Genomic DNA, 20,595 nt, shown 5'->3' with positions numbered 1-20,595 from the left:
AAACTGGCAACCATTGACCATACAGATACCGCAAAGATACGTCATGGCCCTTAAGCCCTTTGCTTCCCATTTTTATTTAGTGTTAAAATATGTTAAAAGAAATTCAAACGGTAACATCTCGCCTCTTTTATCGTCTAGTAGGTAACATCAATCCATCAATCAAAAAACGAACATCAGATGAAAAAAGTAAGCATACTTTTGGCTTTGCTTTTCTGTGCTGCAAATTTAGCGAACACCCTCCCCCCCACATCGGACCTAAAGATTGGAAGTGTTTCCGGTAAGGTTATCGATGCCAAACTGAAACAACCCGTGGCCTATGCCGCTATTGTGATCAAGGCCGAAGATGGCAGCAGCACCATCACCGGTGGCATTACCAAGGAAGACGGTACCTTTGAGGTCAAGGGACTGCCAATTGGCCCCATGATCTTTGAAATCCAGTTCATCGGCTACAAGACGCATTCCCAACAGATAAACATTTCCAGAGGCAAACGCAAATTGGACTTGGGAACCATTTCCCTACAGGAAGAGACCCAGGAGCTCTCCGGTGTAGAGGTGGTTGCGGAGCGCACCACCATAGAACAACGAATAGACCGCAAGGTCATCAATGTGGGAAAAGATCTCACGACAGCCGGAGCCACGGCTTCTGACATTATGAACAATATTCCCTCTGTTAATGTGGACCAACAAACCGGGGAATTGACCTTAAGGGGGAATTCCAACGTTAGGGTCATGGTAGATGGAAAGCTGTCCAATGTACCCGTAGCGCAATTGCTACGCCAAATTCCGTCCACATCCATAAAATCCATTGAGCTCATCACCAATCCTTCGGCGAAATACAATCCAGAGGGTATGAGCGGACTCATCAACATCGTACTGCATAAAAATGCGAACATCGGGTTTAACGGTAATGTAAATCTGGGCCTTACGGTCGCCATAGAGGCCAAGTTCAACAGCAGTATCGATCTAAATTATCGCAATGGAAAATTCAACCTCTATGGCAATTATGGCAATAATATTGGGAAGTATGTGAATGACGGGTTTATTCGACGACAGGAGGAGAATTCCGAGCAAATCTTCGATTTTTTCAACAACAACAAATCCCATATCTACAAGCTAGGGGTAGATTTTTTTCTGAACGACAAGAACACCATTTCGTTCTTCACCAATCAGAACCTCTTTGATGGCAAGGGCCTGGGAATTACCGATGTGGTCTATAATGAGGAGTCGTTTCGGAACACCACCCAGTTTTTCAACAATATCAATGACAATCTGAGCGAACAATATAATTTTGATTATAAGGCGGATTTTAAAAAGGAAGGGCACAATATTGAATTGGAGGTAGATTACAATAGGTTTACGAGCGATGAGGACGCGGATTTCCGATCCACAGGTACCACCCTTTTCCCCGATTATATGGATTTTGTGGATACCGAACGTACCCAGACCATAGCAAATTTAGACTATGTGAACCCCTTGGATTCCATATCCAAATTGGAAGTGGGCGTGGAGGCCAGGATCTTTGAGACCGATGTGGACTACTCCTCTACCGGACTTTCCTTTAATTCCAATGGAAATCTGATACCCACCCCCAGTACGGACTTTGTCTATGACATGGATATCTATTCGGCCTATGTGACCTTTGCACAGAATTACAAAAAATGGTCCTACCAGGTAGGCGTACGGATAGAAGACGTGGAGGTAAAAGCCGATACGAATACGGTACGGGCCTTTACGGATAATTACACCCAACTTTACCCATCGGCCTTCCTGACCTATTCGCCCAACGAAAAGAATCAGTTTCAATTGAGCTATAGTCGACGGGTAGACAGACCCGGGCTGCAGCAGGTAAATCCTATTCGGGAATGGGCCACACCCTTGATCTCTTCCTTTGGGAATCCAAGTCTGGTGCCGCAGTTCACCAATTCGGTCGAAACCAATTATACCAGAAGGATCAAAAATGGAAGCATTACCGCAGGGGTCTTTTACAGGAGCATTGAAGATGAAATCAACAGAGCGGTCTATGTGGACCGCCTGGATCTGAACAAATTGATCTTGACATTCGATAATTTCGACAACACCTCGGCTTACGGAGTGGAAGTTTCCACCAATTACAAACCCGTTAAATGGTGGGGAATCAATGCGAGTTTTGATTTCTTCTCCCAGACACAGCGCGGCATAACCGAAAGTTTACCGGTAGATAATGGTTCGGCCACGGTGGACGATATCGTTGTGGAAGAGGTGGAAGTTGAAAATACCGCCTGGAACCTAAGGATGAACAACAGCTTTACAGTAACCAAAAAATTAACGCTCCAGCTTTTCGCCTTTTACAGGGGTAGAAACCAGAACATCCAATTCACGGTAAAGCCGATGTACTTTATCAATACGGGGGCGCGTTACAGTTTTGCGCAAGGGAAGGGAACCTTGAGCTTTAATTTCAATGATGTCTTCAATACGATGCGGTTCCAGTTCGATGGAGATCGTCCCTTTGTTCAAAATGGCCGCTTCAACTGGGAAAGCCAGAACGCCTACCTGGGACTGTCCTATAGATTCGGAAGTGGTAAAAATCGCGCTTCAAAACGAAAACGAAGGGATGACAATACCAAGCAGGGCAGCGGCGGTATACTATAATATATGTATTGATTAGGTCGTAGCACAGAGGGTTGGTTGGTTTTCTCTTACGATCTATCAATAAAAAACCCCGGTCTTGACCCGGGGTTTTTGTTTTTCTGCTTGGACACCTTAGGCCTCGGGCAATCCCGTTGGGCGACCGTCCAGGCTGATGCTATTTTTTTTCTTCCGGTATTCGATAATCCGATCTTTCCCCTGCTTTTTCGCCCAAAGTTTAAGACCTTCCCGATCGGCCGTATAGTCCATATAGGGTACCCCCATCCCACATGAGATCTGCACCAAATCAAATTCCATATCGATTAATTGCCGGCTTCCCTCAATTTCGGAAAACCTGTGAATGTGGGCCTTCCAAAAGGGATCGTGCTCATGATAGGCCTTCGCGATACCGTACAAACGCAAAATCATAGGCTTGCCCTCAAAAGCACAGAACATCAACGTCATGCGATTGTTGTATTGCAGATGCGCTGCGGTTTCATTGCCACTCCCTGTAAGATTCAACCAAATTACCCTGTTCCCATCAATGACCCTAAGGGCGTCCATGCCTTTGGGAGACAGATTCACTCGGCCGTCTTCCATGGCTGTGGCCACAAAAAAAAGTTTTTGATTCCCTATAAAATCAATTAGTTCGGGCGTTAATTTTTCCAAGCGCTTTCCCATAATCGTACATCCAATGATTTGAAATTTACCATCTTATAATGGCACTGCCCCAGGTAAATCCACTGCCAAAGGCGGCTAGGACCACTAAATCTCCTTCTTTTATTTTGCCTTGTTCCCAAGCCTCGGTCAAGGCAATGGGGATAGATGCCGCGGTAGTGTTTCCATAACTCATGATATTGTTGAACACTTGGTCATCACTTAGGCCAAACTTCTTCTGAACAAATTGGGAGATGCGTAGGTTGGCCTGATGGGGAATGAGCATATCTATATCCGTAGGGCCCAAACCATTGGTCTGAAGTCCTTCCATAATGACCTCGCTAAACCGGACCACGGCATTCTTGAACACGAACTGGCCATTCATATAAGGGAAATAGGATTCGTCATTGGGGTCATTGTCGGCAAGGATGTCCGTGACCCATCGCTTCCCCATACCGGGCGCAATCACAGAGAGTTCCTCTGCATGCTGTCCTTCGGAGTGCAGATGTGTGGAAAGTATGCCTTTGGAGGAATCTGTTTCCCGGCTCACCACGGCAGCTCCCGCGCCATCACCGAAAATCACGGAAACCCCCCTTCCCCGAGTGCTCATGTCCAAGCCTCTGGAATGTACTTCGGACCCGATGACCAGCACATTTTGGTACATTCCGCTTTTGACATATTGGTCGGCAACGGATACGCCATATACAAAACCCGAGCATTGGTTCCTAACGTCCAGGGCACCTACCGTTCCGATGCCCAGATCTCGTTGGACCAAGACTCCCGGTCCTGGAAAATAATAGTCGGGACTTAGGGTGGCAAATACAATAAAATCGATATCATTGGCATCAATACCGGCGCGTTCTATCGCTATTTTGGCCGCTTTTACGCCCATAGAAGTTGTCGTGTCCCCTTCATTCTTGGCCACATGCCTTCGTTCCTTTATCCCTGTGCGTTCCTGAATCCAGCTATCACTCGTCTCCATCACCTTGGACAGATCTTCATTGGTGACCACATTTTCTGGTACATAGTATCCTAATCCAGCAATTTTTGAGTTGTACATGTTTATTGGAAGTTCTATTATTGTTGGTTTACACAAACTAATATAGGTAAAAAATAATAGATGTTGCAGTGCCCTTGGGCCGGTCTAAGCCAGATATTTTTTAAAGTTATCAACGACTACCCTGGCCCTAAGATCGTGCAAGAGATTGTACAGCCCGAAGAAGGTTCTGTTCATGTACAAAAAATGCTTGGATCCCCTATTCCCGTTCATCTTTCTGATCTGTTCGTCCTTGGAATAGCGTTCGCTCAGGTTCGCTATCCGGTTCCAAAATACTTCCGCTCCAAAATCAAATTGTTCTTCGTTGAAAGGAGAGGTAAAAAGCGTAAGCATTTCCTTGAACAGTTCCTTAAAAAAACGTAGTTCCTCCGGGGAGTCCGTAGGGTTCAATATTTCCAATTCGTACAGTTTCTCCATAAAAACCCTGTCGTTTTCTATGTTTTCCCGTTTGGCCAGTTCAAAATAGGGTACATAGAACTCATCTGGGATTTCCTTGATGCAACCGAAATCGATGGCGATCAACGTTGCTTTTTCGCTGACAAGGAAGTTCCCCGGATGGGGGTCGGCATGCACCTTTCTTAAGCCGTGTATCTGGAACATATAAAAATCCCACAAGGCCTGCCCCAGGGTATTTCCCAAAGCAGGTGAAAAATCGTTTTTGGTAAACTCGCTTAGGTGCAGTCCGTGCATCCAATCCATGGTGATGATCCGCTCATTGGATAGCTCCTCATAATAGTCCGGAAACTCCATATTCTGGATATGCATACACGCCTGGGTAATCTCCTTGCTTTGCGCAATCTCCAAAGTGTAGTCGGTTTCTTCGATCAGCTTGTCCTCCACTTCCTTGAAATACTTGTCCGAATCCTTGCCCTGAATATTGAACATCCGGATAGCTATAGGTTTTACCAGTGCAAGATCGCTACTGATGCTCTGGGCCACACCAGGGTACTGTATCTTGACCGCAAGCGATTTCCCATTTTTGGTAGCCTTGTGCACCTGTCCAATACTGGCGGCATTGATCGAGTCCTGCTCAAAAGTATCGTATAGCTCTTCAGGATACTTCCCCAAATATCGTTTAAAGGTCTTTCTGACCAAGGGTGCTGACAAGGGGGGTACTGAAAATTGGGAAAGCGAAAATTTTTCCACATAGGCCCGTGGGAGCAGATTTTTCTCCATACTCAACATTTGGGCCACCTTTAATGCACTTCCCTTTAGGCTTTTTAGGCCGTCATAGATATCCTCTGCATTATTTTCATTGAGCTCATCCTTGGTAAGTTCCGGGTTCACCAATTTCTTACCGTAATACTTCACGTAATTGCCCCCTATTTTTGCTCCAGTCCTGACCAATTTACTGGCCCGTTCTATTTTTCCGGTGGGTATCCTATCGAGTGTCTTCATATAACAGTTGTGCCTTCAAAGCAAGGGAAAGCATTAAATTTTAAGCAAAGTTCTCTTTGTACAAAAACTTACCCAGGTCAATAATACTTTCGAGTGGGGTATTGTCAAAAACGTCAAAAACGGTCTTCACCGACTTCTCTATAGCCATATCGGTCTTTTCGAAGCCCGGAGAGGAGTCGTCCATCCAAAATTTAAGTAGAAACATCAGCTGCAGCCAAGCCCCTTCTGAGAACAACTGTGGATTATATTTTGTAATACGAATGGATTTGTCACTGTTGGCCTCCTCGATCAAGGCCGTAGCAAAACCTTTAAAGTGCTTTCTCAAATAGGTAAGCTGCTTCAAATTTTTAAGCACATTTCGTTGCTCTTTCAATGCAAAGAGCACATAACTTCGGTTCAATGACAGCAGTTCAAAAAAAGAGAAGAAAAACGTGAGCATTTTATCCTTGTTGGAGAAACCTTCATACCCTTTGTTCTTTTGGATCAGGGTTTCGGTATTGCCATAAAACTTGGCCCAAATGGCCCTCTGAAGGTTTTCAAAGGAGCCAAAACGTTCGTAAAAGTCCGCTTCTTCCAATTGGTTGGACTGGCAAAATTTATAAACCGATTTTGGGGCCGCTTCATGCGCTAGCACATAGTCCATATACATGTCTATAATGATGTCATCGGTAATTTTTTCCCTCGTTGTTTTTGCTCCCATATGTCAATATTTTTTTGTTCATGTAAAAATACGATACTATGAACACATATTATGTTAAGGAATTAAGAATAACGGATAGATGCAAAATAAAAACGTGCTTTCCTGGCAGAAAGCACGTCTTCAACAACCTAACCAATAAATAAACAAACTTATTACAGAACAAAACTTAATCATAGCAATTTTACTTCTGCAACGGATAGGGTAAATTTACAAAATGTTTAATTAATTTAAAAATAAATTAAACAAAAAATATGTTAAACTTTTGACACCGATTGGCAGATGCTCCATAATGGTGCCAGTTTGTCACGATTGGGCATATTGGTACTTTTTTTGTCCTTGGGTTCTGGAACCATTAAAAAATATCATATATGGCAACTGGCAAAATCAATGTTTCGGTAGAAAACATATTTCCATTAATAAAGAAATTCCTCTATAGCGACCATGAAATATTTCTTCGCGAGCTTATCTCCAACGCTACGGATGCTACTTTAAAGCTTAAGCATCTGGCATCCATAGGAGAGGCCAAGGTAGATTATGGCAATCCCATGATCGAGTTAAAGGTGGATAAGGAAGGAAAAAAACTTCACATTATAGATCAGGGCATTGGGATGACCGAGGAAGAAGTAAAAAAATACATCAATGAGGTGGCCTTTTCGGGCGCCGAGGAGTTTTTGAACAAATATGAAGATTCTGGAAAGGACGCGGGAATCATAGGGCATTTCGGATTGGGCTTCTATTCGGCCTTCATGGTATCGGACAAGGTAGAGATCATTACCAAAAGTTATACGGACGAACCTGCCGCGCATTGGAGCTGTGACGGATCGCCCAAGTTTACCTTGAAAAAGGGCAAAAAAGAAGAACGAGGTACGGAGATCATTCTGCATATCGCGGACGACTCCACTGAATTTCTGGAAGAAAACAGGATCAGCGAACTCTTGCGTAAGTACAACAAATTCATGCCCATTCCGATCAAGTTTGGCACCAAGACCGAAACACTCCCCAAACCCGAGGGTGCAAAGGAGGAAGATCCCGCACCCACCCAAGAGGTAGATAATATTATCAACAATCCCACACCGGCTTGGACAAAACAGCCCAAGGATCTAAAAGAGGAAGATTACAAGAGCTTCTATAGGGAACTCTATCCCACACAGTTCGAGGAACCCCTATTTAATATTCACCTGAACGTAGATTATCCCTTTAACCTTACCGGGATTCTTTACTTCCCAAAATTGACCAATGACCTCAACATTCAGAAAGACCGGATACAACTGTACCAAAACCAGGTCTTTGTTACCGATAATGTAGAAGGGATAGTGCCTGAATTTTTGACCATGCTGAGAGGTGTGATAGATTCTCCGGATATTCCATTGAATGTGTCCCGATCCTATTTACAGGCAGACGGTGCGGTAAAGAAAATTTCGTCCTACATCACCAGGAAGGTTGCGGATAAGCTCGCTTCCCTCTTTAAAAATAATCGGGAGGATTTTGAGGCCAAGTGGAACGATATCAAAATCGTGATTGAATACGGCATGTTGTCCGAGGAAAAGTTCTTTGAAAAAGCGGACAAATTTGCACTGTATCCCACGGTGGACGGTTCCTATTTTACCTTTTCCGAATTGCAGGAAAAGATAAAGGACAACCAAACGGACAAGGACGATAAATTGGTGGTGCTCTACGCCTCCGACAAAGAAGCGCAGCACAGTTATATTGAGGCGGCCAAGGCCAAGGGATATGAGGTCTTATTATTGGATTCGCCCATTATTTCCCATTTGATGCAGAAGTTGGAGACCAGCAAGGAGAAACTCTCCTTTGCCCGGGTAGATGCCGACCATTTGGACAACCTTATCCAAAAGGACGACACCCAAATTTCCAAATTGTCCGATGAGGAAAAAGAAAACCTCAAGACCAATTTGGAGGAGGTCATCAAGGACAAAGGCTATACCGTACAGCTAGAGGCCATGGACAGCGCTGCTTCTCCCTTTATTATTACGGAACCCGAGTTTATGCGCCGTATGAAGGAAATGCAGCAGACCGGCGGTGGCGGTATGTTCGGTATGGGCAACATGCCGGAAATGTACAACCTCATCGTAAATACCAACCATGAACTGGTCGGTGAAATCCTGAACACCAAAACAGCGAAAAAGCGGGAACGCTTGATCAATCAATCCTTGGATTTGGCACGTCTGTCCAAGGGACTCCTCAAAGGGGAGGAACTCACCAACTTCATCAATAGAAGTTACGATATGATCAAGTAGTCCAGCTTATTTATTATAAAAGGTTGTCTAAAAAACATAGATGTCCGTTCGAGCGCAGTCGAGAACTCCTTGAAGATTAAATTTTAAGATATCTCGACTGCCTGTCCTCCGTACAAGGCTTTGGAAGGCGGGCGCTCGATATGACATTTTTTCAAATACTTTTTAGACAGCCTCTTTTTATTTCAGCTATACCCAGGCCCATTTACCAGTATATGGGACCATCCCCTAAATACTTCTCGGCAATAGGCCGGTAGTAATCCCATAGTTCCTCCAATTCATAGGTTTTGGTACTTTTCGTGTAGAGGTCGTATCTATTAAAGTCCCGAATCCATTCCAAATACTGCTGGTCCTTTTCATTTAGTAGTCGGGCATAACTTCCCCCCGTATGCCATGGGTAAAACGAATGGTATCGGATCATGACCATGGCCGCTTCGGGAAGGGTATTTTTTTTATGATGGGACAACACCTGAAATAGGTATTCGTCATGCCCCCATGCCAATTCTAAATTGTCCAGGCCGCAGCCCTCCTTATAGACTCCTAGCGCAGTGTTGTATCGATCGTCCTTCATATCGGGATTCAACGTATTGAATTCCGGAAACACACAGCTGCCGGGCAGGGCGCAGCCTACCACAAATACATCACCCACCATACCCCATTGTTCTAATTGGCTGGTACCGTCCTCATCGCAGCCCCACAGAAATATCACCTTGCCCAAATCGTGAATAAGCCCGGTCAATTGCATCCAATCGGGTCTCTTATCTGCCCGTATGGCCTCGGCACTTTGAATAAGGTGCTGTACATTGGGTAAGTCCAGATCCGGATCGCTAACATCGATCAAGTCATTGAGATGGCCCATGGCATCCCTAAGGGTCATGGGTTTGTCAAAAGTCAGGTACTTTTTATGCATCCGCTGTACATAATCCAAAGTCTGATTTTGTCTCATTTTTCGGTAATGTTCATATACCGCATCGGTCACGTCGAGTTCGGTGTAATTTCTAAACGTTTTTTCCATAACTATACATTTCCTAGTAAAAGGTACAAAATAATCGTAGATAACACCAAAAAGAGGCTGAAGGGCTTAGCGTATTTCCACGGTCTTAAATCTAGGATTCCTGCATCTTTCATTTCAAAAATATCCCCTTTAGGCGATAGATAGGAAACCAAGTGCATCACCAACAGGTTCAGTACAAATTCTATTCCCCAAATATGAACAAAATGCAACTTCAACTCCAAGAGGTAATAGGTGGTCACATAAAACAACAACCCAAACAAAAGACCGATCTTAGCACCCATTGCGGACACTCGTGGAAAAAGAAAACCGGCTATGATCACACTTGCGATGGGTACAAAGAAGATACCGTTTAATTGCTGCATCAACTGATACAGGCCTTCCGGTGCATTGGCGACAAAGGGAGCGATCCCAATTGCAAACACTGCCAAAAGGGCCGAAGTCCATTTTCCTATGACGACCAACTTTTTTTCGCTCGCCTGCTTTTGAATATACCGCTTAAAGATGCCAAGACTGAATACCGTAGCCGCACTATTGAGTGCACTGTTAAAGGTGGTTAGGATGGCACCCATCATCACCGCGACAAAAAAACCGGTAAGCCATTGCGGAAGTACTTTCTTTACCAGCAGGGGATAGACACTGTCCGGGTTATCGTATAAACTTTCCCCAAAATAATAGAAGCCTATCAAACCCGGTAGTACGATGACCAAGGGGACCAAAATTTTTAATAGGCCGGTAAAGAGCAATCCTTTTTGTGCTTCCTTTAAATTTACCGCCCCCAAGACCCTTTGGATTATGGACTGGTGCATGGTCCAGAAATAAATTTGATTGATCATAAGGCCGGTAAACAAGACCTCAAAAGGTAATATCGCCGAGCGTGCCCCGGCACCCACGCCCGATTCACGACTGACCACGTTGAACTTTTCGGGGCTATGCCGAAACACCTTGCCCATCCCCTCAAAAGGGTTGCCATCGCCTATGGCAAGCAAGGCAAGAATAGGCACCAAAAGCCCTGCTACAAGCAAGCCAAATCCATTGATGGTATCGGTATAGGCCACCATCTTAAGCCCCCCAAATATAGCGTATACGGCTCCTATACTCCCCACCACCAGAATGGTGATCCATATCCCTTCGGCCTGACTTACATTCAAAAGTTGGGATATTTCAAAAATGGCCTCAATATTCAGGGCTCCGGTATACAGTACAATGGGAAGTAAGGTGGCCACAAAGGAAATGATCAAGAGCAGGGCCACCAAGGTACGGGTAAGACCATCGAACCGTTTTTCCAAAAACTCAGGAATGGTCGTTAACCCCATTTTCAGGTATCGCGGCGCAAAATACAGGGCAGCGATTACCAAGGCTAAAGCGGAAGTAACCTCCCAAGCGACGATAATTGCACCATTTCTATAGGCGGAACCGTTCATCCCAACAAGGTGTTCGGTAGAAATATTGGTCAGTAAGAGCGAACCGGCAATTACGATTCCGGTAAGGGAACGTCCGCCTAGAAAATACCCGTCGCGGGTATCCAATCTATCCCGTCGGAGTTTCCACGTAGCATAAAAAGCCACAAAACCGGTAAACAAAAGAAAAGTAATCAAGGCCATTACCGGTAAAAATAAGCATAATATAGCTTGGTAGGCAGATTGGAAATCTCCTAAGAATTAATTACTCCAAAACATAACGATTGTCCAAATGCCTCTTTAACAGGACCACCTGTAGGCAAACAAAAAGCGTGAGCCCCAAGGTGCCGTAAACGAAGATATTGGAAATCTTCCACTGCGTCCATTGTTCCAAAAAGTCGAAATTTAAATGTTCGCTCCACCGCACATCGGATAGGCCCATAAAACTCAGGTCGCCATTCCCCAGAAGGGAATAGGCAAAAACTCCGAGTACAGCGAGAAGCAATAGCAACCAGGCGCCCTTGGAAATCAGCGGGCGATATACCCTAGCCGTTGTTGGGGCCGTTTCGGAGATTTTGGAAAGGACCGTAGCAGTGAAATCCATTGAAGGTTGTTCCAATCCCGCTTCCTTCACCGTTTTTTTGAGAAGGGCATCCAGTTCTTTTTCTTTATTTTCTTCCATAACCGCGTATCGTTTCTGGTTCCAATCGGTTTTTTAAAATTTCTGCCAGTCGTTTTCTGCTCCGGAACAAACGTACCTTAACAGTATTTGCATTTTCGTCCATAATTGCTGCTATCTCGCTCAGTGATAACTCTTCATAATAATGCAGTGTAATTAAAAAGCTATCGTCTGGCGATAGTTCTTGCATCGCCTCTTTTATGGTCTTGCTGCGCTCTTCACGTTCCAGGCCTTCCAAGGTGTTTTCCATGGACCGCACATAGCGTTCGGTAAAAGCATCTATAGGGCTTGTATCCAAACCTCTGCTTTGTTTCTTCACATAGTCCAAACTTCTATTATAAGCAATCTTATAGAGCCAGGTCGAAAATTTGGCATCGCCTTTAAATCGGTCCAGCCCCTGATATACCTTAAAAAAAACATCCTGGGCCACTTCCTCCGCTTCCTCCCTATTTTTTACCATTCGCAAGGCCAAGGTATATACCATATGCTTATAACGGTCAACAAGGGATGCAAATGCATGCGTATCCCCTGCGAGGGTCCTTTCTATATAGTGTTGGTCTTCTTGAAGGCTCATCTAAGTAATAAGACGATATATGAAGCGCCTAGGTTACACAATTTAGAAAAATATTGACTATTCCTGTAACCGGGGTTCAAAAATGATCGTCATACCCTATGAACAAAATAAATAATCCATTAAAAATTATAAGATGGCAGCAGCAATTATAATCCCCGTAAGTTTTTTTCTAGTCGTATTAGCAATAACCTATCTCTATTTTTCCACAAGGAATAGGGAGCGCATGGCGCTAATTGAGAAAGGAGCGGACGCCAGTATTTTTGTAAAGGGCAAACGGGAAAGGACAGCACCTTTTTGGAAGGTGCTTGTTCTTAACTTGGCACTTCTTCTCATGGGTATAGGTCTCGCCATTTTTCTGGCCGCCGCATTCGTGCACACACTGGGCATGGACGACGAAGTAGCCTATCCAGGCACCATATTCTTCATGGCAGGTTCTGGTCTTTTGGTGGGCTTTTTCCTGACCAAAAAGCTCGACAAGGAAGATGTGTAGCGTGAATCCTACCCTTATTTAGATACATGAAGCTTCCTGTGGGGAGCTTTATGTGTCTATCCTATTTGGAGTGCTTCAAAAATACTACCATCCGTTGGGCCAACTCCTCCCCTTTTTCCTCTTGAATAAAATGTCCGGCATCTGTAATCGTTTGATGCGGTTGCCCTTTTGTCCCGGGAACCTTTGCCTGAAAAAATAGGTCACCTCCCCTCATAATGGGGTCGGAATCCCCGAAAAGGGTCAGAAAGGGCTTTTCCCAGCGCTCCAGTACTTTCCAGGCCGCATCACAGGCGGGAATGGCTCCATACGGGTCTTCACCGTCAAAAGGGACCAATTTGGGAAAAACGCGGGCGCCGGCCTTAAAGGAATCGTCCGGAAAAGGGGCGTCATAGGCAGCTATTACCTGCTCGGACAGGTTGGAGACCGTCCCGAGCTGTAGCACCTTGCCAGCGGAAAAATGCGGGGTTTTTTGTGAAAAATCGCGCCATTGCTTAAAAGCGTCATTGGCATACACGCCCGTCCGGGTCAATAAGGTATTGGACGCTATGATACTGCTGAACAAGGCTTCTTCTTCGGCGGCGATCCGAAGGCCGGTAAGGCCGCCCCAATCCTGGCAAAAAAGATGGATATCGGATAGGTTTAGTCCAGAAATGAGCGCCTTGAGCCAATCAACGTGGCTTTGATAGCTATAGTCTTCCTGCCGTACCGGTTTATCCGATTTTCCAAAGCCGATCAGATCGGGCGCAATGGTCCGAAATCCGGCTTCTACCAAGATGGGTATCATCTTTCGATAGAGGTACGACCAACTGGGTTCCCCATGCAAAAGGAGCACAATAGGGCCCTCGCCCTCGTCTACATAATGCATTCGCAATCCTTTTGCCACCTCATGATAATAGGGCTTAAAAGGATAGTCGGCCAGGCTTTCAAAACAGGATTCCGGGGTTCTTAGAACTTTCATTTTGATTATTTTTTAAATTCGCTTATTCAAACATCAGGGACACAAACTCTGCTACACAGGCAGGTTTCTCCACACCATTAATTTCCACCATACAATCCCAGGCAACCTTAAGACCGGTATCCCCATAATTCTCTATGTCCAGTATCTTTCCCTTCAACCTCAATTTACTATCCACCACCACCGGGTGCGGAAAACGTACTTTGTTCAATCCATAGTTTACCCCCATCTGCATACTTTCTACCGTGATGAGATCCTCGAGCATCTTGGAGAGCAAGGAAACGGACATGAATCCATGGGCCACCGGTGCCTTGAACGGGGAATGTTTTTTCGCTTTTTCCACATCCACATGGATCCACTGAAAATCCAGGGTAGCCTCGGCAAAGGCATTGATCATGTCCTGGGTGACCTGTATCCAGTCGCCCAGGGGCAGTTCTTTGCCCTTCAGTTCGCGAAACTCCTCAAAATTCTTACATACCAACTTTTCCATGGACCGTTATCTAGAAATTCCCCCATCGATGGTTAAACAAATCCCCGATACGTACTGTGCCTCATCCGAAGCCAGGTAAAGGTACCCATAGGCAATGTCCATGGGCATAGCCGCCTTTTGCAGAGGTATCTGTTTTTTCATTTGCGCCATGTGCTCCGCCGGGATTTTTTCCACCATTTCGGTAAGCGTAAAACCGGGGGCTACCGCGTTTGCGGTAATGCCATATTTTCCCAGTTCCATGGTCCAGGTCTTGGACATGGCAATTACCCCTGCCTTGGTGGCCGCATAGTTGGTTTGTCCAAAATTTCCGCGAAGCCCGACGTTGGAAGCGGCTGAAACAATACGACCGTAGCCGGCTTCCTTCATATAGGGTACCACAGCTTGCGTGCACAGGAACACGCCTTTTAGGTTCACATCGATTACCGCATCCCACTCCTCCATGCTCATTTTCTGAAGGGTCTTGTCCCGGGTTATACCCGCATTGTTAATCAAAATGTCGATTTTCCCATAACGGGAATGGATATCGGCCACAGCAGCTTGTACCGCTTCCCTATCGGTCACCGATATATTGAGGAACTCTGCCTGTCCTACTCCGGCATTGATTGTTTTGGCTGTCTCCATACCTATATCCAACACATCCCAGATTATTACGGTGGCCCCTTCCCGGGCAAAGAGGTCCGAAATTGCTTTTCCTATACCCCGCGCTCCACCGGTTACGATGGCCACCTTGTTTTTTAATCGCATATCTTGTATTTCATTTTTAATTTGTTTTACATCCATTAGGAAGGCCCACCTTGAAATACAGCAGGCTAAACCCCTATGACCACCTTTCCCATTACTTTTCTGTTCATCATTTCCTCCAAGGCCTTGGGTGTTTCGGCCAAGGAGTACACTGCATGAAGGTGGGGTTTAAGCCTGCCTGCGGCGTACCATTGCATCAACTGCATGGTATTTTCCATATTCCTTTTGGGCATCTTCATTGCAAAACTTCCCCAAAAAACCCCTACTATGGAACATCCTTTTAACAGCGGTAAGTTCAAGGGTATTTTGGGAATATTCCCCGCTGCGAAACCTACTACGAGGTACCTGCCTTCCCAATTCATGCCTCTAAGGGCCGCTTCGGAATAGTCCCCACCTACCGGATCGTACACTACATCCACTCCTTTGCCCCCCGTGAGTTCCTTTATTCGTTCCTTTACGTTCTCTTTGGAATAGTTCAGTACTTCATCTGCGCCATAGGCCTTGCACAATTCCAGTTTATCGGTGGAGGAAGCGGCAGCAATTACCTTTGCGCCCATCAACTTGCCCAATTCCACAGCGGCAAGTCCCACTCCGCCCGATGCCCCAAGCACCAACAGTGTTTCTCCTTTTGCCAAAAGGCCCCGATCCTTTAGGGCATGATAGGACGTTCCGTACGCCATCATAAAAGAGGCGGCCACCGGAAAATCCATTTGGGGCGGTTTTGGAAAACATGCACTGGCCGGCACGAGGACTTCCTCGGCGAACCCGCCGTTGACCACAAATCCAAACACGGCATCCCCAGGTTTTACATGGGTTACTCCAGGTCCTACCGCTTTGACAATACCTGCAATATCACTTCCTGGGGTAAAGGGTAGTTCGGGTTTAAACTGATACAATCCCTGTATGATCAGGGTATCCGGGAAATTAACCCCACAGGCTTTCACGGCAACCAAAACTTCTCCCTCCTTAGGGTTCAAATTAGCTATCTCCTTTAATCTTAGGTGCGATGGCGGCCCGTATTGTTCGCAAACTATTGCTTTCATCCAAATGCTTTTACCCTTAATCCTCAATAACCTTCAACACCAATTTTCCCATTTTATCACCCGTAAACAGGCGTTGAAAGGTTTCCTGAAAATTTTCGATGCCCTCATATACGTCCTCTTTGCTCTTAAGTTTCCCCTGCATCATCCACATACCCATTTCTTGGGCTGCTCTACCGTAGTCCTTGGCGTAATCCATCACCACCATGCCCTGCATGCTGGCCCTATTTACCAAAAGGGACAAGTAATTGCTGGGGCCTTTAACTGCGGTTTTATTGTTGTATTGGGAAATGGCGCCACAAATAACAATCCGCGCATGCATTCGCAAACGTGTCAGGGCCGCATCCAATATTTCGCCCCCCACATTGTCAAAATACACATCTATTCCCTTTGGGCATTCGCGTTTTAACGCGTCGGAGAGTTTTTCTGATTTGTAGTCTATGGCTCCATCAAAACCCAGCTCTTCCTTGATATAGCGGCATTTATCCGTACCTCCGGCAATTCCTACCACCCTGCAGCCTTTGATTTTGGCTATTTGTCCTACAATACTCCCTACGGCACCAGCGGCCCCGGACACCAGAACAATATCCCCTTCTTTGAGTTTACCCACTTCAAGAATACCAAAATACGCGGTCATCCCAGGCATCCCCAAGGTTCCTATATAGGTGGTCATAGGTGCCAATGTAGGGTCTACCTTATACCAATTCTCCCCATTGGACACGACATATTGCTGTACCCCTCCCCAGCCGGTAAGGCAGTCCCCTTCCTTAAACTTTGGGTGTTTGTTGGACTTTATTACCGTACCAATGGAACCGGCGCGCATGACCTCTCCGATCTGCACTGGCGGAATATAGGATTTCCTGTCATTTAGCCACCCTCTCATGGCAGGATCTAGGGAAATGTAGTGGTGTTGGATCAACACTTCCCCTTCGGCTGGTTCCGGAATGGGATTCGATTCCAGTGACCAGGTTTCCCCATCGGGCATCCCCACCGGGCGTTTTTTAAAAATCAATTGCTTGTTCATTTTTCTATTTTTTATTCTTTCTGTTAAAGGCTATGTGGAAATGCCTTCATTTTTTTGATTTATATCGTTTTCAAACAGTTATAAGGACGTTCCTCCGTCCAAGGTAATGGTTTGCCCGGTAATAAATTTGGTGCCGTCAGAGGCCAGCCATACGATAGCCTCCGCTATCTCCGTTACATTTCCGTACCGTTTCATGGGAATGACGCTTTTGAGCATATCATCCATATCCGGTCTGGCATCCAATAATTTATCCAAAAGTGCCGATTCCGTATAGCCTGGGCAAACTGCATTTATACGAATATTTTTGGTGGCGTATTCCAAGGCCGCCGACTTGGTCATCCCAACCACTGCAAATTTGCTGGCACTATAGGAAAGATTATTCAGAGAAGCCTTTAAGCCGGCCAGCGAGGCCACATTGACAATATTTCCATACCCCTGTTTCAGCATTTGTACCAAGGCCAATTTCATACAATAAAAGACCCCGGTCTGATTCACGGCTATGACGCTGTCCCAGTCTTCCAACGTATGTTCCGCGGTCTTCAACAAATTTCGTGGCCCAATACCGGCATTGTTCACCATAATGTCCAATTGGCCAAATTGCTTTATCGTTTCGTCAATAAGTGCCTCTACTTCATCAAACCTGGCCACATTGGCCGTTATCACTACGGCTACACCACCGGAGGCAATAATCTCATCGGCTACGGATCTCGCCGTCCCTACCTTAATATCAGAAACGACCACCTTGGCCCCGTGATGGGCAAAATGCTTCGCCGTAGCGGCCCCTATTCCAGAGCCCGCGCCGGTAACAATGACTATTTTATCCTTTACTTGCATGGTATCCTATTTACAAAAAATGATGCGTGAATCTTTTAACGCTTGCTTTCTGATATGGCGGGGATATCCCTCCATTTGTATCAGTTTAAAAAAATCGTCCTTGGTATCGTAAGTGACGATCAACAATTCGTCCCAGAGTTGCTCTTCACTCGGTCCAATGACCATCAATTCGGGTGTGGCCTTAAAACTGATCCTGGCATTGATATGTTCAAAGAAAGGGGTTGCTTTCTCGATATATTCCCTATACATTTCCTTGCCCGATTTTCCGCTTGCTTCATCGCATTCCTTATATTTTAACAGGTTGACCATATACAGCGGACGGTCTGCCGGAAAAGTGGCAAGTTCCTTTAAGGCCTCAGGGTTGATATCGACATACAATGCATCATCCATATTAGTCTATTTTATTGGTTTGAATGGCCCTTAACGCCAGGTTGCAACAGAGTTCTGCGGCTTTATTCAACTGTGCAAAGCGGGGGTCGGCCGTATACCCATGTTTAAATCTATAGTAGATCTGTTGGGCAATTACGGCTATCTTGAAGAGTCCGTATGCATAATAAAATACCATATGATCCACAGGCTTACCGCTCTTTTTGGCATACATTTCCACGAGCTCACTTCTCCCCGGATTTCCCTTAAAAACGGTGGGTGAAGGTATGCCCTGTTTTACAAAATCATGGTCGTTGGCCATAGTCCAATAACCAAGGGAAGTTCCCAAATCCATCAGTGGATCTCCCAAAGTGGCCATTTCCCAATCCAGAATGGCCCTTATCTCCTTCCAGGAAGTATCTTTGAAGACCACATTATCGTATTTGTAGTCGTTGTGTATTAAACTATGTCGATATTCCCTGGGCTGATGTGTTTCCATCCATTGCATCACTTTTTCGGCAGCGGGCACGTCATCCGTTGCCGATTTTACATATTGTTTGCCCCAATTGTGTACCTGGCGCTCCACATAAGCTTCAGGTTTTCCCAGGGTCTCCAGACCTGCCGCTACATAATCCACTTCATGCAAAGCGATAAAGGTATCCAACCAAGATTCGGCAATAATAGGATATTGTTCTTCTGCTATTTTTAGGCGCTCTGCCTCACGATAACTTAGAATAACACCTTCTACCCGTTCCATAATATAGAAAGGCGCACCGATAAGGTCTACGTCCTCGGTATAGGCCAACATTTTGGGAACCTTGGAAAACACTCGTGCAAGACCCTGCTGTACCCGGTATTCACGCCCCATGTCGTGCCCGCGTTTTATGGCACCGAAAGGGGGTCTCCGAAGTACAAATTCCTGTTCGCCGAGCGTCAACAAATACGTTAGATTGGAGTAACCCTGGGTGAATTGTATCACCTGTAAATCCTCATTTTCATCGGTAATTAGTCCTTGTTCATAAAGAAACTTTTTAAGGGGTTTCTCTTGTAGTTCCTCACCCGTCCTGACTTGCTGTGTGCTTCCGTTGACCATAGAACCAGATTATAACTTGCTGTGCTTATGGATGATCCGTTTCCCCAGTTGGTACATATGCACCTCATCCGGCCCATCGGCCAAACGGAGCATGCGCGCCGCAGTAAAATAGTGGGCCAAGGGCGTATCCGGCCCCACACCCTTCCCTCCATGGATCTGAATGGCCCGGTCGATTACCTTTAAGGCCATTTGTGGCGCTACGATCTTGATCATGGCTATGAGGTCCATCGCCTCCTTATTTCCTGTTTTATCCATTTTATCGGCTGCGGACAAGGTAAGCAAGCGTGCCTGTTCCACTTCGCACTGGGATTTGGCAATCTCTTGCCTGATGCTGCTGTAATCCTTGAACGTTTTTCCAAATGCAATGCGCTCGGCCGCTCTTTGCGACATCAATTCCAAGGAACGTTGGGCCATTCCCGTAAGCCGCATGCAATGATGTATCCTACCAGGGCCCAATCGGCCCTGTGCTATCTCGAAACCTCTGCCCTCGCCCAATATCAGGTTCTCTTTGGGCACCCTAACATTGTTCAGCGTAATTTCTGCATGCCCTTCGGGAGAATCGTAGTATCCAAAAACGGACAGGGGTCTTTCTATGTTAAGCCCTGGGCTATCCATAGGCACTAGAATCATACTCTGTTGTTGATGCCTAGGGGCTTCGGGATCGGTCTTTCCCATTATGATGGCAATTTTACAGTGGGGATCCATCCCACCGGACGACCACCATTTACGGCCATTGATCACATAGGTATCCCCATCGGCACGAATGGAGGTTTCTATATTGGTGGCATCGGAAGAAGCTACTTGGGGTTCCGTCATTAAGAAGGCCGATCGAATCTCGCCGTTCATCAGGGGTTTCAGCCATTGTTCCTGTTGTTGCTTGTTCCCATACTTGGCCAAAACTTCCATATTACCGGTATCCGGAGCACTGCAGTTAAATACTTCGGAAGACCAAATAACGCGTCCCATAAGCTCGGCCAAGGGCGCATATTCCAAATTGGTAAGCCCTGGACTTAGGGGCCCATAGCTTTTGGGAAGGAATAAATTCCAAAGTCCCGCTTTCCTCGCCTTTTCTTTGAGCCCATTAAGGCCCGGCCATCTACTCCACCTGGTTTTCGGATCTTGATTAAAGGCGTATACCTCATACTCTACTGGCAAAATATGCTCGGCCATAAAGGCAGTAAGTTTTTTTTGAAGTGTTTTGGACTTATCGGAATATTCAAAATTCATAG

Annotated in this window: 20 protein-coding genes; 3 read left to right on the top strand and 17 right to left on the bottom strand. The window is 45.8% G+C overall.

Annotated elements, in window-relative coordinates; translation table 11 throughout:
- Window positions 1-177 precede the first annotated feature (177 nt).
- The gene (locus ACRD67_RS18490) at window positions 178-2,628 is read left to right on the top strand and encodes a TonB-dependent receptor (RefSeq protein WP_430968725.1); all 2,451 of its coding nucleotides are present in this window, start codon (window positions 178-180) and stop codon (window positions 2,626-2,628) included.
- Window positions 2,629-2,739: 111 nt separating this feature from the next.
- On the opposite strand, the gene ACRD67_RS18485 is transcribed toward ACRD67_RS18490, so the two are convergent.
- The 4 genes from ACRD67_RS18485 to ACRD67_RS18470 form a co-directional block, all read right to left on the bottom strand.
- Window positions 2,740-3,285 (bottom strand): pyridoxamine 5'-phosphate oxidase family protein, encoded by a 546-nt coding sequence (locus ACRD67_RS18485; protein ID WP_430968724.1) that lies wholly within the window; start codon window positions 3,283-3,285, stop codon window positions 2,740-2,742.
- A gap of 25 nt (window positions 3,286-3,310) precedes the next feature.
- Window positions 3,311-4,321 (bottom strand): 3-oxoacyl-ACP synthase III family protein, encoded by a 1,011-nt coding sequence (locus tag ACRD67_RS18480; protein WP_430968723.1) that lies wholly within the window; start codon window positions 4,319-4,321, stop codon window positions 3,311-3,313.
- A gap of 84 nt (window positions 4,322-4,405) precedes the next feature.
- On the bottom strand, window positions 4,406-5,716 hold the full coding sequence (locus tag ACRD67_RS18475; RefSeq protein WP_430968722.1) for an ABC1 kinase family protein: 1,311 nt from the start codon (window positions 5,714-5,716) through the stop codon (window positions 4,406-4,408).
- A 40-nt stretch (window positions 5,717-5,756) separates the two neighbouring features.
- Window positions 5,757-6,416, bottom strand: coding sequence for a TetR family transcriptional regulator C-terminal domain-containing protein (locus ACRD67_RS18470; RefSeq protein WP_430968721.1), 660 nt, complete (start codon window positions 6,414-6,416; stop codon window positions 5,757-5,759).
- A gap of 368 nt (window positions 6,417-6,784) precedes the next feature.
- Here ACRD67_RS18470 and htpG point away from each other — a divergent pair, with 368 nt between their 5' ends.
- Window positions 6,785-8,671 (top strand): molecular chaperone HtpG, encoded by a 1,887-nt coding sequence (htpG, locus tag ACRD67_RS18465; protein WP_430968720.1) that lies wholly within the window; start codon window positions 6,785-6,787, stop codon window positions 8,669-8,671.
- A gap of 202 nt (window positions 8,672-8,873) precedes the next feature.
- On the opposite strand, the gene ACRD67_RS18460 is transcribed toward htpG, so the two are convergent.
- From ACRD67_RS18460 to ACRD67_RS18445, 4 genes are all read right to left on the bottom strand, one after another.
- Window positions 8,874-9,683 carry an inositol oxygenase family protein gene (locus ACRD67_RS18460; protein ID WP_430968719.1) on the bottom strand — a complete coding sequence of 270 codons (810 nt, stop codon included), beginning with the start codon at window positions 9,681-9,683 and terminating at the stop codon, window positions 8,874-8,876.
- Window positions 9,684-9,685: 2 nt separating this feature from the next.
- Window positions 9,686-11,284: a solute:sodium symporter family transporter gene (locus ACRD67_RS18455; protein WP_430968718.1), complete on the bottom strand. Its 1,599-nt coding sequence runs from the start codon at window positions 11,282-11,284 to the stop codon at window positions 9,686-9,688.
- A gap of 61 nt (window positions 11,285-11,345) precedes the next feature.
- Window positions 11,346-11,762 (bottom strand): hypothetical protein, encoded by a 417-nt coding sequence (locus ACRD67_RS18450; protein WP_430968717.1) that lies wholly within the window; start codon window positions 11,760-11,762, stop codon window positions 11,346-11,348.
- Window positions 11,749-12,333 carry an RNA polymerase sigma factor gene (locus tag ACRD67_RS18445; RefSeq protein ID WP_430968716.1) on the bottom strand — a complete coding sequence of 195 codons (585 nt, stop codon included), beginning with the start codon at window positions 12,331-12,333 and terminating at the stop codon, window positions 11,749-11,751. Before ACRD67_RS18445 ends, ACRD67_RS18450 begins: the two co-directional genes overlap by 14 nt.
- 133 nt (window positions 12,334-12,466) lie before the next feature.
- Here ACRD67_RS18445 and ACRD67_RS18440 point away from each other — a divergent pair, with 133 nt between their 5' ends.
- Window positions 12,467-12,823 carry a DUF6249 domain-containing protein gene (locus tag ACRD67_RS18440; RefSeq protein ID WP_430968715.1) on the top strand — a complete coding sequence of 119 codons (357 nt, stop codon included), beginning with the start codon at window positions 12,467-12,469 and terminating at the stop codon, window positions 12,821-12,823.
- Window positions 12,824-12,884: 61 nt separating this feature from the next.
- On the opposite strand, the gene ACRD67_RS18435 is transcribed toward ACRD67_RS18440, so the two are convergent.
- The 9 genes from ACRD67_RS18435 to ACRD67_RS18395 all read right to left on the bottom strand — a co-directional run bounded on the left by ACRD67_RS18435 (window position 12,885) and on the right by ACRD67_RS18395 (window position 20,593).
- The gene (locus ACRD67_RS18435; protein WP_430968714.1) at window positions 12,885-13,781 is read right to left on the bottom strand and encodes a haloalkane dehalogenase; all 897 of its coding nucleotides are present in this window, start codon (window positions 13,779-13,781) and stop codon (window positions 12,885-12,887) included.
- Window positions 13,782-13,803: 22 nt separating this feature from the next.
- The gene (locus ACRD67_RS18430) at window positions 13,804-14,268 is read right to left on the bottom strand and encodes a MaoC family dehydratase (RefSeq protein WP_430968713.1); all 465 of its coding nucleotides are present in this window, start codon (window positions 14,266-14,268) and stop codon (window positions 13,804-13,806) included.
- Window positions 14,269-14,274: 6 nt separating this feature from the next.
- A complete protein-coding gene (fabG, locus tag ACRD67_RS18425) occupies window positions 14,275-15,012 on the bottom strand; it encodes a 3-oxoacyl-ACP reductase FabG (RefSeq protein ID WP_430968712.1) in 738 nt (245 codons plus the stop codon).
- 65 nt (window positions 15,013-15,077) lie between these two features.
- Window positions 15,078-16,052, bottom strand: a complete 975-nt coding sequence (locus ACRD67_RS18420; RefSeq protein WP_430968711.1) for an NADPH:quinone oxidoreductase family protein — start codon at window positions 16,050-16,052, stop codon at window positions 15,078-15,080.
- 16 nt (window positions 16,053-16,068) lie between these two features.
- A complete protein-coding gene (locus tag ACRD67_RS18415) occupies window positions 16,069-17,073 on the bottom strand; it encodes an NADP-dependent oxidoreductase (RefSeq protein WP_430968710.1) in 1,005 nt (334 codons plus the stop codon).
- Between the two features lie 78 nt (window positions 17,074-17,151).
- Entirely contained in the window at window positions 17,152-17,907 is a 756-nt protein-coding gene (locus tag ACRD67_RS18410; protein ID WP_430968709.1) for an SDR family NAD(P)-dependent oxidoreductase, read from the bottom strand.
- A 6-nt stretch (window positions 17,908-17,913) separates the two neighbouring features.
- On the bottom strand, window positions 17,914-18,297 hold the full coding sequence (locus ACRD67_RS18405) for a hypothetical protein (RefSeq protein WP_430968708.1): 384 nt from the start codon (window positions 18,295-18,297) through the stop codon (window positions 17,914-17,916).
- A gap of 1 nt (window position 18,298) precedes the next feature.
- The gene (locus ACRD67_RS18400) at window positions 18,299-19,366 is read right to left on the bottom strand and encodes a phosphotransferase family protein (protein ID WP_430968707.1); all 1,068 of its coding nucleotides are present in this window, start codon (window positions 19,364-19,366) and stop codon (window positions 18,299-18,301) included.
- Window positions 19,367-19,375: 9 nt separating this feature from the next.
- Complete coding sequence (locus ACRD67_RS18395; RefSeq protein WP_430968706.1) at window positions 19,376-20,593, bottom strand: acyl-CoA dehydrogenase family protein; 1,218 nt, start codon at window positions 20,591-20,593, stop codon at window positions 19,376-19,378.
- Window positions 20,594-20,595: the final 2 nt, after the last annotated feature.

This window comes from Eudoraea algarum (assembly GCF_050589645.1).
Taxonomy (GTDB): Bacteria; Bacteroidota; Bacteroidia; order Flavobacteriales; family Flavobacteriaceae; genus JBNGOQ01.
Note: the sequence above shows the minus strand (reverse complement) of the source record. Positions and strands in the feature narration are given on the sequence as shown.

Coding starts and splice junctions, on each gene's coding strand:
- ACRD67_RS18490 (WP_430968725.1), top strand. CDS start 178: ATGAAAAAAGTAAGCATACTTTTGGCTTTGCTTTTCTGTGCTGCAAAT.
- ACRD67_RS18485 (WP_430968724.1), bottom strand. CDS start 3,285: ATGGGAAAGCGCTTGGAAAAATTAACGCCCGAACTAATTGATTTTATA.
- ACRD67_RS18480 (WP_430968723.1), bottom strand. CDS start 4,321: ATGTACAACTCAAAAATTGCTGGATTAGGATACTATGTACCAGAAAAT.
- ACRD67_RS18475 (WP_430968722.1), bottom strand. CDS start 5,716: ATGAAGACACTCGATAGGATACCCACCGGAAAAATAGAACGGGCCAGT.
- ACRD67_RS18470 (WP_430968721.1), bottom strand. CDS start 6,416: ATGGGAGCAAAAACAACGAGGGAAAAAATTACCGATGACATCATTATA.
- htpG (WP_430968720.1), top strand. CDS start 6,785: ATGGCAACTGGCAAAATCAATGTTTCGGTAGAAAACATATTTCCATTA.
- ACRD67_RS18460 (WP_430968719.1), bottom strand. CDS start 9,683: ATGGAAAAAACGTTTAGAAATTACACCGAACTCGACGTGACCGATGCG.
- ACRD67_RS18455 (WP_430968718.1), bottom strand. CDS start 11,284: ATGGCCTTGATTACTTTTCTTTTGTTTACCGGTTTTGTGGCTTTTTAT.
- ACRD67_RS18450 (WP_430968717.1), bottom strand. CDS start 11,762: ATGGAAGAAAATAAAGAAAAAGAACTGGATGCCCTTCTCAAAAAAACG.
- ACRD67_RS18445 (WP_430968716.1), bottom strand. CDS start 12,333: ATGAGCCTTCAAGAAGACCAACACTATATAGAAAGGACCCTCGCAGGG.
- ACRD67_RS18440 (WP_430968715.1), top strand. CDS start 12,467: ATGGCAGCAGCAATTATAATCCCCGTAAGTTTTTTTCTAGTCGTATTA.
- ACRD67_RS18435 (WP_430968714.1), bottom strand. CDS start 13,781: ATGAAAGTTCTAAGAACCCCGGAATCCTGTTTTGAAAGCCTGGCCGAC.
- ACRD67_RS18430 (WP_430968713.1), bottom strand. CDS start 14,268: ATGGAAAAGTTGGTATGTAAGAATTTTGAGGAGTTTCGCGAACTGAAG.
- fabG (WP_430968712.1), bottom strand. CDS start 15,012: ATGCGATTAAAAAACAAGGTGGCCATCGTAACCGGTGGAGCGCGGGGT.
- ACRD67_RS18420 (WP_430968711.1), bottom strand. CDS start 16,052: ATGAAAGCAATAGTTTGCGAACAATACGGGCCGCCATCGCACCTAAGA.
- ACRD67_RS18415 (WP_430968710.1), bottom strand. CDS start 17,073: ATGAACAAGCAATTGATTTTTAAAAAACGCCCGGTGGGGATGCCCGAT.
- ACRD67_RS18410 (WP_430968709.1), bottom strand. CDS start 17,907: ATGCAAGTAAAGGATAAAATAGTCATTGTTACCGGCGCGGGCTCTGGA.
- ACRD67_RS18405 (WP_430968708.1), bottom strand. CDS start 18,297: ATGGATGATGCATTGTATGTCGATATCAACCCTGAGGCCTTAAAGGAA.
- ACRD67_RS18400 (WP_430968707.1), bottom strand. CDS start 19,366: ATGGTCAACGGAAGCACACAGCAAGTCAGGACGGGTGAGGAACTACAA.
- ACRD67_RS18395 (WP_430968706.1), bottom strand. CDS start 20,593: ATGAATTTTGAATATTCCGATAAGTCCAAAACACTTCAAAAAAAACTT.